The following is a 12,228-nucleotide window of genomic DNA, read 5'->3' on the forward strand; positions in this document are numbered from 1 at the left end:
TCGTCACCGAACAGCAATACCCGAGATACTAAAACCCTACTGATTTGCGCAAGTATTCCTTCCAAAACAGAGAATTGGATATTCGTAAAATTCTAAAGGGAGGGGTGTCTCTGTGACAGTAATGACGTACGAAAATCTGGACCGAAAGTTAGTGAATGCCCTGCTCGGGGACGGACGCGCCAGTTTGCGAAGCCTCGGCGAGGATCTGGACGTGTCCGTGACGACCGTCTCGAATCACCTCAAAGACCTCGAGGAGGAGGGGATCATCTCGGGGTACACCCCGAAAGTAGACTACGACGCGCTGGGCTACGACGTGACCGCGATCCTCCAGCTCAAAGTCGAGGGGTCGGCCCTCGTCGAGGTCACGGAGGACCTGAAAGAGCACAAGCAGATGATCTCGGTCTACGAGGTCACCGGCGACTACGACATCATCGCCATCGGGAAGTTCACCGACACCGACGGCATGAACGACCAGATCAAGGAACTGCTCACCGATCCGGAGATCAAGGAGTCGAACACGAGCGTCGTGCTCAACGCCGCCAGCGAGCACGAGCAGTTCACCCTCGACGTCAAGGAGTAAGCCGTCAGCCCGGGCGGACCGACCGGCGGCCTCGGCGGAGCAACCGCGGGTCGACCACCGGCCGCGTCGGCCGGCCGTCCGACGCCGCGGTAAGTTTTCAAAGCCCGAGTTCCAACTGGGGGCACTGCATGGCGAGACGCGCGTCGGGCGGCACGGCGTCGGAGGGGAGCCCCCCGTGAGCGTCGCAACCCGCCGCCGGAGCCGTCGGCTCGGCCTCGTCGGCGTCGTCGGCGTCCTCGTCACCCTCGTCGCCGGGGCCATCGAGACCAACCCCGAGAGCGTCGCGTGGCTCGCACCCTACGTGAGCCTCCTGTTGCGGGTGCTGTTCGTCGCCAGCGCCGTCCTTGCCTTCCTGACCGGCCTCGGCGTCATCGTCTACACCTACTGGATGGAGCGGGCGGGCGTGACGACCGAGCGGATGTATCACCGCGCCGGGACCGGCCTCTGTGCGGTGCTCGCGTGCTCGCTCGTCTTCCCGCTCGTGGTACTGGACGACCTCGCCGCCGTCCTCGGCCGGTGGCTCGCCGGCTACGGCGCCGGCCTCCCGACCGAGGGACTGTTCTACGCTAGCCTCGCAATCTTCGGGACCTGTACCCTCGTCGGCGCCCTCGGCACGCTACGGTTCAAGCTCACGGCGCGCCGCGAGGGGCACTGACGCCGAACGCATCACCGACGCTGGCGGAGTCGCACAACGGCAACTACCGTCGAGAGCGAACCGCCACAGAAACGGGTGCCGGCAAAGCTTCGTGTGTCACGATAACGCACCTGCCGAAGACTCTTGACTGACCAGTCAGTAAGTTACGGTAGTGAGCGACGACACCTCCGAGACGATCATGCGCGCGACCTATCGCGCGCTCTGCGACCACGGCTACGCCGACCTGACGATGCAGGATATCGCCGACGAGACTGACAAGTCGAAGGCCGCCCTCCACTACCACTACGACAGCAAACGCGACCTCCTCCACGCCTTCCTCGATCACCTCTACGAGGAGTTCACCGCTCGCGTCGCCGAGCCGGCGGGCGAGACCCCGGCCGAACGGCTGGAGGGGCTGATCGACGACGTGTTGCGGCCGACGGACTCCGACGCCGACGACCGCATCGCGTTCCGGACCGCACTGCTCGAACTCAAAGCACAGGCCCCGTACGACGAGGGGATACGCGAGCGACTCCAGCGGTTCGACGCGTCCCTTCGCGAGCGCGTGCGCACGCTCGTCGCCGAGGGCATCGATGACGGGACGTTCCGCGCGGTCGATCCCGACGACACGGCGCAGTTCATCGTGACCGCGCTGGACGGGGCGGGCACGAAACAGGTCGCCGTCGGACAGGACATCGACTGCGCCCGCCGGATGCTCCACGCCTACGTCGAGACGCACCTCGTCGCGGGCGGGAGAGGGGCTGACGCGACCCGGACGCCGCCGACGGAGGTCTCGGAATGAGCCTCCGCGAGCGCGTCGGGGCGCTGTTCAAGGGCCCCGACGAACTGGACCTGACGAGCGGCGGCATCGGCAGGCCCCTCTTTTTCCTCTCCCTGCCCATCGTCATCACCAACCTCCTCCAGGTGGCGTACAACCTCGCCGACACCTTCTGGCTCGGGCAGTTCAGCACGCCCGCGCTGGCGGCGATCAGCTTCGGGTTCCCGATGGTCTATCTGCTCATCTCCCTGGGGATGGGCCTCTCGGTGGCGGGCAGCGTCCTCGTCGCCCAGCACACCGGCGCGGACCAGACCCGGAAAGCCGAGTTCGCGGCCTCCCAGACCGTGACGTTCTCCTTTATCGGGTCGGCGATCATGGGCGCCATCGGGTTTTTCGTCGTCGGCGACATCCTCGGCCTGTTCGGGGCCAGCCAGCAGGTGCTCGGTCTCGCCACGGAGTACATGGAGGTGATCACCCTCGGCCTCCCCTTCATGTTCGGCTTCTTCGTGTTCATCTCGCTGATGCGTGGTTCGGGCGACACCGTCACGCCGATGCTCGTGATGTTCGGAACGGTCGTACTCAACATCGCGCTCGACCCGTTCCTCATCTTCGGCTGGGGGCCCTTCCCCCGCCTGGGCGTCGAGGGGGCGGCCATCGCCACCGTGTTCTCCCGCGGCTCGGCGATGGTCGTCGGCATGGCGATCATGCTCCGCGGGCGTCGCGGCGTTCGCATCCGCCTCTCGGAGATGGTTCCCGACCTCTCCTACGCCGGGAAGCTCCTGCGCATCGGCGTGCCGGCCTCCGTCGAGAACACGTCCCGGGCGCTGTCGGTCAACGCGATGCTCTTCATCGTCGGGCTGTTCTCGACGACGGTCGTGGCGGCCTTCGGCGTCGGGATTCGGGTGTTCTCGCTGATCTTCATGCCCGCCATCGCCGTCGACCGCGGCGTCGAGACCATCTCCGGGCAGAACATCGGCGCCGGCAAACAGGAGCGGGCCGCCAAGACCGCCCACTTCGCGGCGAAGATCACGTTCCTCATCCTCGCCGCGCTCGGCGTGCTCATCTTCGCGGCCGCGCCCCAAGTCATCGGCCTGTTCACCGACGACCCCGGCGTCATCCGCGAGGGGGCGACCTTCCTCCGCTGGGTCGCGCCCGTCTTCGGCTTTATGGGCGTGTTCCGCGCCTACACCGGCGCGTTCCGCGGGGCCGGCAAGACCCTGACCGTCGCCGCCATCACCATCTTCGCGTTCGGCGCCGTCCGCCTGTCCGTCGCCTGGGTCGCCTCCCAGGGACTGCTCCCCGTCGACTGGTGGTTCCTCGGGACCCGTGACGCACGGGGCATCTGGCTGTCGTTCGCCGTCTCGAACGTCGTCGCCGCGGCGATCGGCGTGGCGTGGTTCCTCCGTGGGACCTGGCGCGACGCCGACCTCACCGACGAGGGCACGGAGCCCACTGCGACGGCCGACGACGACCCGACTGCGACGGCCGACGACGACGGTCCGACGGTTCCGACCGACGACTAGAGGACGACACCGGCCTGCAGCAGCGCCACGAGGCCCGTCAGCGTCACCAGGCTCGCGAGCGTGCTGACGAGGATGGTCGTACTCACGAAGTCCGCCGCGGAGAGTCCCTCATCCGTGCCGCCGAACTCGATGGTGAGCATCAGGGGCGTCACCGCCGCCGGCATGGCACACTCGAGGACGAACACGCGACCGACGGTCCCGTCGAGCCCCAGCACCAGCGCGATGCCGACGGCGACCACCGGCGCGACGAACAGTTTGAGGCCGCTGGCGGGCAGAACCCGCCGGACCGAGCTCCCGCTCGTCGCGTCCGCGAGCTGGATACCGAGCATGAGCAACATCACGGGAATCGCGGCGTCGCCGGTCAGCCGGATGGTCTCCATCAGCGCCGTGTCCGTCGGCGGCGCGAGGTCGAACGTCCGGACGACGCCGGCCGCGAGGACGGCGTAGATCAGCGGCAGTCCGAACACCCGGCGGACGGCAGTGCGGGCGGAGACCGCCTCGCCGCGAGCGGCCACGTAGACGCCGACCGTGTACATCAGCACCGACTGGGCGGCGATGTACAGCACCGCCGTGCTCCGGCCCAGCGCGCCGAACGCGAACGCCGACAGCGGGATCCCGTAGTTGCCGGCGTTCGCGAACGTCGAGGAGAGGACGAACCCCCCGAGGACGGGGTCTTCCTCCCCGAGCGCCCGGCCGGCACCCTCGGCGATGCCGACGAGTACGACCGTGAACGCGGCGACGCCGGCGAACAGCCGCGCCGCGGTCGCGCCCGTGATCGGCGTCGTCACGAGGCTGTAGAAGACGAGCGCCGGCGCGAGGACGTACAGCGTCACGTCCGAGAGGGGCTTCACGTCGACCCCGCGGTACCGCCCGAGGACGGCACCCACGCCGGCGACCGCGATGACCGGCAACACGGCGGAGCCAAGGACAGAGAGGAGGGACACGCGACCGACGACACCACGCGAAAAAACAATTCTTGCGAAAGCGGACGCTCAGTCCCGCCGGGCCAGCAGTGCGAGGGCGGCCAGCGCGACCAGCGCCGCGACCGGACCGAAGCCGGGACCGCTCCCGGTCGTCGTGGACGCGGGCCTCCCGGTGTCGGCGGCCGGGTCGGCCCCGTCGCCGGTCGACGCCTCGGTCGCCGCCGAACTTCCCTCGGTCGGCGTCGCGTCGCCGCCGTTCGCCGTCACCGTCGCGCCGCCAACCCCGTCGACCCTGACGGCACCGGGGTCGAACGAGGGGGCGACGCGGCTCCCGTCGTCGGCGTCGACCTGCAGGTCGCTGACGACGAACTCCGTCGCGCCCGGTTCGACGCCGCTGACGTTGACCGTCGCGAGCGTGACGTTGGTCGCGCCGGGTTCGACCTGCCCGGAGAGGTCGGCGGCTTCGAGCGTGATCGTGCGACCGTCGGGGCCGATGTCGGGGTCAGTCGTCGGCTGGTAGGCGTCGGGGTAGCTCGCACCGGTCACGTTCGCGACGCCCGTCGAGCGGAGTTCCAGCGTCACCTCGTAGCCGGCCAGTCCCGCGGGCACCTCGTCGAGGGTCACGCGGGCGCGGGTCTTTTCGTTCGGTTCGACCGTCGCGTCGGCGACGGCGAGCGTGCTGTCGTTTGCGGCCTGCGTCCCCGTCGCTCCGGCGCCCGCCGGGACGAGCGCGAGACCGACGGCGAGACAGCCGACCGCGAGTAGCGCGATCCGGCCGTAGGGTGTGTGTCGTGTCATGTGTCCGAAAGGCGGCGGGCGGAGCGTCGGGTCGCCCGTCCGCGGATCGTTCGGGAGTCGCGACGGCGTCAGTTGATCTCCTCGTAGAGGTCGACCACGTCGTCGTAGTCGAGCTGGCCGTTCTCGTTGAAGTCGTATGCGTCGACGTTCATCGTGACGGCGTCGGACTCGAACTCCTCGAACAGCAGCGTCACGTCGTCGTAGTCCATCCGCCCGTTGCCGTTGACGTCCTCGTAGAAGCCGTCGCCGTCCGGGTCGGTCGGGGGGCGGCCGCCGGGAGCGCCGCCGATGGCCGGCGGGCCCGTGATCACGATGCCGGAGCGTTCCTGTGCCTCGATGTCCGCGCCGGCCTCGTCGTCCATGTCCTCGACGTTGACTCGAAGGTCGGTCGTGCCGGCGCCGGTCCCCTCGACTTCGAGGGTCGCCAGCGTGACGTTCATGTCACCGGGCTCGACGGCGTTCTCGATGTCGGCCGCCCGGACGGTGATCGCGGAGCCGTCACCGGCGACTTCGGGTTCGGCGCTGACGCCGAGGGCGTCGGCGTAGCTCGCGTCCGCGATTTCGGCCACGTCGGGCTGGGTCACCTCGACGGTGACGCGCGCCCCCGAGAAGCCCGCCGGGAGCGTGTGGGCGGTCAGCTCCAGCTCGGCGCTCTCGCCGTTCCGGATCGCCGCCGACTCCACGTCGACCGAGACCGGCGGCTGGTAGACGAACAGCCCGTCGTTGGGGTACGAGCGGTTCGCGCCGCGCCAGCCGTCCTCACAGCAGAGGACGCGGCCGTCCCGCATCGTGTAGACGTTGTCGACGTTACGGAGCGCGCCGTCGACGTCGGCCATCGCCTCCTCTTCGGTGAAGTCCGGGCCGACGATGACCGGCTCCAGCCGCGAGACGTCGTAATCCGAGTCCAGTTCCGCACGGTAGACGACGCCGCCGTCGACGCGGTCCAGCGCGATGTCGCCGCCGTCGTTCGATGGCTGGTCGTCCAGGGCGTCGTTGAACTCGGAGATACCGAAGTAGATGAAGTCACCGGGCGCGGCGTCGTCCATGCTGTCGACGCCCTCGGCCTTGTTGAACTCGATGGAGGCGCCGATTTCCTTGGCCGCCGCGCGGGTCTCGAGGAACGGAACCTTCCGGAGTTCGTCGTCGACGCCGTCCGGCCCCTCGGCCTCGTACTGGTCGGCCCACTCGACGATCTCCTCGTCGCTGATGTAGTCCTGGTTGCCGTTCTCGATGACTTCGAGGTCGGCCTGTTTGAGGACGTCCTCGGTGACCGCGTCGCCCTCGGTCCAGTCGGTGTGACTCTCCAGGTAGTCGACCTGCGTGACGTCGTCGTACTCGGCGATCCAGGACTCGACCTCGCGGTTGCTCGCGTGGCCGAGCGGCATCCACTCGACGTCGAGCGGGACCTCGGCGGGCGACCGACCGGAGGACGCCGCGTCGTTCGTGATCTTCGGGGCGTAGAGCGTCCCCTCGACGTCCATCGGGTCGTCGTAACTGGGAATCGGCTCGTCGGCGACGAACTTGTAGATACCCTTGCTGTCCCCGTCGGAACAGCCGTAGACGGTCTTCTCGTCGGGCAGGAGGTCCGGCGCCTCCCAGGAGGCACGGCCCATCACGTAGTACTTGACGGGCTGTGGCGGGTCGGCGGTCGGCTCCCGGATGTCGACGTGATAGCCGTACCGGTAGGGGTTGGGGTAGATGTCACCGATAGGCTCGATGGGGTTGCCGTCCCCGGCCTCGACGGGATCGGCACCGAGGTAGTACGCGAGGTGTTCGACGCCGTCGGTGGCCCAGTAGCCCTGGACGTACCAGCCGTCGACCTCGTCGTAGCTGTCGTTGACTGCGCTGTTGATCTCATTCGGGTTCGGCCGGTTCCAGAAGTGGTTCGCACCGTAGATGCCCTCACCGGTTCCCGCCTCGACGGCGTCGCTCACCGTCGACCTGAGGCTGACGCGTGGGTGTGCGTAGTTCTCCTCCGAGGAGATCATCGTCTCCCACGGGCTGAGGTCGCCGTAACAGTTGATCCGGGTCCCGCCGATCTCCCGGAACGGCTCCGTGTTGACCGTGTTGATGGCGTTCTCCGCGTCGGCCACCCACTCGCCGTCGTCGGTCTTCCTGATCGGGGTCCGCATGACGTTGCCGGGGCTGTTCTCGTCGTTCGTGAACAGGTAGCCCTCGGTCCCCGCGTCGTTCGTGGGGACGAACTGGTTACAGTCGGGGTTGTAGCCCGACGGGCCGTACGTGGTGCCCGCGAAGTTGTCCGTGGTCACGTCCGTGCCGTCGGGCGTCTGCGTGATGCCCCACCGTTCCTCGCCGCCGTTGATCTCGTCGCCCTCCCGGATCAGGTACTCGAAGTCGGCGTTCGCCGCGCGGGCGTAGTCCTGCTGTTCGCCCTCCGGCGGCGACGGCTCCGCGAAATCGTCGTTGTCGCCGTCGAACTCGAAGGCGAATCCGGAGTAGTAGCCCACGCCGGCCCTGTCGTAGGGTTCGGGGTTGCGCCGGTCCGGGTGCTGGATACTGTGCAGCAGCGTCCCGTCGGCGAAGACGAACGGGCCGGTCATCTCGGCGCCGAACGCCGTCGTGGAGAAGCGCTTGAGGCTGCCTTCGACGCTCGGCGCACCGGCGGTCTGCCCGTCGCTATCGTCGGTCTCGCGTGCGTCCCTGTCCTTGTCGTCCTGTGCACTCGCGATGCCTGTCACGCCAGCACCGACCGCGGCTGCCACTGACGTTTTCATCAGACTGCGTCTATCGAATCCCACCATGCGGGTGGATCGGCGTATCGTTGCATAAAGCGCGTTTATAATATCAGTACGTCCGAGACATAAGTTTACGAGAGGGTATATACCGAATATAGACGAATCCGGTCCGGAAACGGTCGGCAGCGAAGCGTAGTCACGTTGCAGGAATCAGTCGGACGAGAACGGTGTATCGGCGAGTGGAGGCGACGGGAGTGGCGTCGGCGTGGGAAAGTCGAGGGCGCCCAGCTCAGGCGTAGCCTTCCTCTTTCGCTCGCCGGCGGATGTTCCTCGCGCGCTTCCGCACACGGGACTCGTAGCGTTCGACCTTGCCGGGTTTGACGCCGAAAAAGGAGCCGACCCACTGCCGGTCGGCGTAGGGCATCGTGAGCATGTACGCCGCGAGCGTGTCACGGCCGGCCTGGAGCATGACCGGCGGGATGCCGCGCTCGCCGGTACCCGCCTCCTCGAAGCCGTTCACGTCGAAGTAGACGTCGGCGTACAGTTCGGCCGTGTCGGCCTCGGCGAACGTTCGCCCCGCGTGTTCTGACGCCCCGAACCGGTACCGCGGGCCGTCCTCTCCCGGCAGTTCGACGATGCGGACGTTCATGATGTACTCGCGGTGGACGCGCTCGTCGGCGCCGTTCGAGTCCTCTGAGGTGGACATGTCCGACCGTCCGCGGAACGCGGGCTTGAATCTACATAATTGCGGTACGTCGGACTCCCGAGGGTCGGTAGTGCTACATAGCCGTCGAAAGAAAAGCGTCGGTCAGCAGACGGTGCGAGGCGGAAGCGGCGAGGGGCAAGCGGGAGCACCGCACGCGAGGGCCGGAGGCCCGAGCGCGCGGAACCTCGGCGCCCGACGAGCGGCGCGAGGCCGACCGAAGGGAGGCCTCGGTTTGCGCGAACGGAGAGCGGAGCGGCCCGTGAGCGGGAGGGCGCCGAGATTTTATACTAAATTTTGCCCGACCGAGGGCGCGAAAGCGCCCGAGAGAGGTGCAAAATTTAGTTTTACATCATGCCGCCCATGCCGCCGCCCATACCGCCCATGCCGCCCATGCCGCCGCCCATACCGCCGGGCGCGCCGCCCGGGCCGCCGGGTCCGCCGGCGTCCTCGTCGTCGTCGTCGCTCTGACCACCCTTGAGGTCGCCAGCGGCGATGACGTCGTCGATGCGGAGGATCATCACGGCAGCCTCGGTCGCTGACTCGACGGCCTGGGTCTTGACGCGGAGGGGCTCGACGACGCCGTCCTCCTCCATGTCGACGACCTCACCGGTGTAGGCGTCCAGCCCGGCGGTCGTCTCGCCGTCGGCGTGCTTCGAGCGCAGGTCGACGAGCGAGTCGATGGGGTCCAGCCCGGCGTTCTCGGCCAGCGTGCGCGGGACGACGTCGATGGCGTCGGCGAAGGCCTCGACGGCCAGCTGTTCGCGGCCACCGACGGAGTCGGCGTACTCACGGAGACCCAGCGCGAGTTCGGTCTCGGGGGCACCGCCGCCGGGGAGGACCTGACCGTCCTCCAGCGTGACGGAGACGACGCCGAGCGAGTCCTCGATGGCGCGTTCGACCTCGTCGACGACGTGGTCGGTGCCGCCGCGGAGGATCATCGTGACGGCCTTGGCGTCCTCGACGTCCTCGACGAAGATACGCTGGTCGCCGCCGATGTCCTTCTCGGCGACGGAGCCGGCGAAGCCCAGGTCCTCTTCGGTGATGTCGTCGATGTTGGAGACGACACGGGCGCCGGTCGCCCGGGAGAGGGCCTTGATGTCGGACTTCTTGGCGCGGCGGACCGCGAGCACGCCCTCCTGTGCGAGGTAGTGCTGGGCCATGTCGTCGATGCCCTTCTGACAGAAGACGACGTCGGCGCCGGCCTCGACGATGTTGTCGACCATCTCCTTGAGCTGCTTTTCCTCCTGGTCGAGGAACTGCTGGAGCTGGTCGGGGTCAGTGACGTTGACCTCGGTGTCGAGCTCGGTCTCGGGCACCTCGATGGCGGTGTCGAGGAGGGCGACGTCGGCGTCCTCGACGGCGTAGGGCATGTTGTCGTGGACGCGCTCCTTGTCGACGATGACGCCCTCGACGAGTTCGGACTCGTCGATGGAGCCGCCGACGACCTTCTCGACGCTGACGTTGTCCGTGTCGACGCCTTCCTCGTCGGCGACGGCGCTCACGGCCTGGACGACGAGGGCGGCGAGGGTGTCCTTGGCGGACTCGGCGCCCTTGCCGGTCATCGCCGTCGCGGCGATCTGTTCGAGGAGGTCGGTGTCGTCCTCGCCGACCTCGATAGCCATGTCCTCGAGGATGTCCTTGGCCTTCTCTGCGGCCTGTCGGTACCCCTGCGCGAGGATGGTGGCGTGGATGTCCTGGTCCAGCAGGTCCTCGGCCTTCGTGAGGAGTTCGCCGGAGATGACGACGGCCGTCGTGGTGCCGTCGCCGACCTCGTCCTCCTGGGTCTGGGCGACCTCGACGATCATGTTGGCCGCCGGGTGTTCGATGTCCATCTCGTCGAGGATGGTCACGCCGTCGTTCGTCACGACGACGTTGCCCGTGGAGTCGACGAGCATCTTGTCCATCCCTTTCGGACCGAGTGTGGTCCGAACGGACTCCGCGACGGCCTTCCCGGCCGTGATGTTCATGGACTGGGCGTCTTTGCCCGAGGTCCGCTGACTCTCCTCGGAGAGTACGATGAGGGGTTGGTTACCCATCTGCTGAGCCATAGTCACGCAGAAGTTGTATTGCCATTCTATATAAGGCTTGTGTACGGCGGGCGAGGAATCGCCCCATGTCGCCGCCGCCCCCGTCTGTGGTACGACGTGTCACGCAGTGGTTTATAACCCCGAGAGGGGCGCGGGGACGGCCGAACGAGGCTCCAGGATCGAACCGGCCCCCAGATTTACGTGAGTCGTTCACATGAGAGCGTACAATGGAGATTCGCGTCGATCTCGACGAGGAGCTGGTCGACGAACTGGACGAGGAGGCACGGCTGCAGGGGTTCGACGACCGCGCGGCGTACCTGCGCTGGATCGTCTCCCACCGTCCGATGTCGGAGCTGGCGACGACGCAGGCGCCGGCGGTGGCGAGCCGCGTCTCGGAGCTCGAAGAGCGCGTCAAGCTCCTGGAACGACAGCTCGACCTCGACGAACCGGTCGACCCCGACGCCGACCTCGGAAGCGGGTCGTCGGGCGGCGGGAGCCTCGGCGGCGGGTCGGCCAGTGGCGGTCTCGGTAGCGAGTCGTCGGCCGGCGGGCTCGACGGAAGCGCGGAGTCCGGTGGAGCGAGCCTCGACGACGTGGACACGTCGACGGAGTCGATGGACCTCGCCGAACCCGAGGACGCCGGCGGGGACGACGACGAGATGGAGGCCGGCGACGACGACATCGCGGAAGCTATCGGGGACGTCGAAATCGAAGACGACGAAGGTGAGGACGGCGGAGACGGCGTGGACGGCGACTGAGCGGCGCGGTCAGTCGGTTCGCTGGTGGTACTCCATACCCTTGTGTTTCATCTCGTTGTGGCGGCGTTCGAGGAACGAGTAGACCGAGCCGTGCGGGGCGCCGTCGAGGATCATCTCCGCGGCTTCCCGGACGGTGTCGACCTGTTCCGGCTGGCCGATCATCGACAGTGTCGAGCCGTAGACGACGACCGACGCGCCGGATAGTTCTTCCATCAGCTCGCGCGTGCGGCCGTCCTCGCCGATGAGCCGGCCCTTGTTGCGCCGGAGGTCGGACTTGTTGCGGGAGGCCGCTTTGACGTCGATGACGTCGAACATCATCAGGTCGTCTTCCAGGAGCGTCAGCGCGTCCTCGGGCGCGAACCCGCGGCCGATGGCCTTGACGATGTCCGGACCCTTCAGACCGACGATGGGGTCGCCCACCTTCTCGATGCGGACGGACCCGGTCTCGGAGTCGATGTCGAGTCTGACCTCGGCCCGGCGTTCGATCTCGCGCATCGTCTCCCCGCCTTCGCCGATCAGCACGCCAATGCGGTCCTGCGGAATCTTCACGTGCTGCATGTGCGACTGTTTGGCCGGCCGACCGTTTAACCCTTCGCACACGCGAAGCGACGGCGAAACCGGGCCGGAGACGCCGCTCGGGAAGCGAAAGCGTCGGAGAACGCGACGGCGAAATCGTGCGGTGCCACCCCCCAGTGGACCCCACAGACCGGACCGCGGCGGTACACCCCCCGGAGCACCGCCAGCGGTCCGTCACCCGACGTCGTCCGGACGACCGTCGGTCGTCCCTCGCATCGGGCTATCTGTA

General features: G+C 67.8%; 11 protein-coding genes. 5 read left to right on the forward strand and 6 right to left on the reverse strand.

What is annotated here, in order from left to right; translation table 11 throughout:
• The first annotated feature begins 121 nt into the window (after positions 1 to 121).
• The 4 genes from lrp to MUG96_RS16900 all read left to right on the forward strand — a co-directional run bounded on the left by lrp (position 122) and on the right by MUG96_RS16900 (position 3,515).
• Positions 122 to 580, forward strand: a complete 459-nt coding sequence (gene lrp / locus MUG96_RS16885) for an HTH-type transcriptional regulator Lrp (protein WP_246984622.1) — start codon at positions 122 to 124, stop codon at positions 578 to 580.
• A gap of 175 nt (positions 581 to 755) precedes the next feature.
• Positions 756 to 1,235: a hypothetical protein gene (locus MUG96_RS16890; RefSeq protein ID WP_246984624.1), complete on the forward strand. Its 480-nt coding sequence runs from the start codon at positions 756 to 758 to the stop codon at positions 1,233 to 1,235.
• A gap of 151 nt (positions 1,236 to 1,386) precedes the next feature.
• Entirely contained in the window at positions 1,387 to 2,016 is a 630-nt protein-coding gene (locus MUG96_RS16895; RefSeq protein ID WP_246984626.1) for a TetR/AcrR family transcriptional regulator, read from the forward strand.
• The gene (locus tag MUG96_RS16900) at positions 2,013 to 3,515 is read left to right on the forward strand and encodes an MATE family efflux transporter (RefSeq protein ID WP_246984628.1); all 1,503 of its coding nucleotides are present in this window, start codon (positions 2,013 to 2,015) and stop codon (positions 3,513 to 3,515) included. The genes MUG96_RS16895 and MUG96_RS16900 overlap by 4 nt, the downstream gene beginning before the upstream one ends.
• Here the strand turns inward: MUG96_RS16900 and MUG96_RS16905 are convergent.
• From MUG96_RS16905 to thsA, 5 genes are all read right to left on the reverse strand, one after another.
• Positions 3,512 to 4,459 carry an AEC family transporter gene (locus MUG96_RS16905; RefSeq protein ID WP_246984630.1) on the reverse strand — a complete coding sequence of 316 codons (948 nt, stop codon included), beginning with the start codon at positions 4,457 to 4,459 and terminating at the stop codon, positions 3,512 to 3,514. The two genes, MUG96_RS16900 and MUG96_RS16905, sit on opposite strands and share 4 nt — an antisense overlap.
• A gap of 48 nt (positions 4,460 to 4,507) precedes the next feature.
• On the reverse strand, positions 4,508 to 5,236 hold the full coding sequence (locus MUG96_RS16910; protein WP_246984632.1) for a PGF-CTERM sorting domain-containing protein: 729 nt from the start codon (positions 5,234 to 5,236) through the stop codon (positions 4,508 to 4,510).
• 68 nt (positions 5,237 to 5,304) lie between these two features.
• Positions 5,305 to 7,998, reverse strand: coding sequence for an alkaline phosphatase PhoX (locus MUG96_RS16915; RefSeq protein WP_246984633.1), 2,694 nt, complete (start codon positions 7,996 to 7,998; stop codon positions 5,305 to 5,307).
• A 223-nt stretch (positions 7,999 to 8,221) separates the two neighbouring features.
• On the reverse strand, positions 8,222 to 8,638 hold the full coding sequence (locus MUG96_RS16920) for a hypothetical protein (protein ID WP_246984634.1): 417 nt from the start codon (positions 8,636 to 8,638) through the stop codon (positions 8,222 to 8,224).
• Between the two features lie 344 nt (positions 8,639 to 8,982).
• Complete coding sequence (gene thsA, locus MUG96_RS16925; protein ID WP_246988702.1) at positions 8,983 to 10,674, reverse strand: thermosome subunit alpha; 1,692 nt, start codon at positions 10,672 to 10,674, stop codon at positions 8,983 to 8,985.
• Positions 10,675 to 10,892: 218 nt separating this feature from the next.
• Between thsA and MUG96_RS16930 the strand changes: the two genes are divergently transcribed.
• A complete protein-coding gene (locus tag MUG96_RS16930; protein ID WP_246984635.1) occupies positions 10,893 to 11,423 on the forward strand; it encodes a hypothetical protein in 531 nt (176 codons plus the stop codon).
• Positions 11,424 to 11,432: 9 nt separating this feature from the next.
• On the opposite strand, the gene MUG96_RS16935 is transcribed toward MUG96_RS16930, so the two are convergent.
• Positions 11,433 to 11,981, reverse strand: coding sequence for a KH domain-containing protein (locus tag MUG96_RS16935; protein ID WP_246984636.1), 549 nt, complete (start codon positions 11,979 to 11,981; stop codon positions 11,433 to 11,435).
• Positions 11,982 to 12,228: the final 247 nt, after the last annotated feature.

The sequence above is a fragment of the Halorientalis marina genome (assembly GCF_023028345.1).
Classification (GTDB): Archaea; Halobacteriota; Halobacteria; order Halobacteriales; family Haloarculaceae; genus Halorientalis; species Halorientalis marina.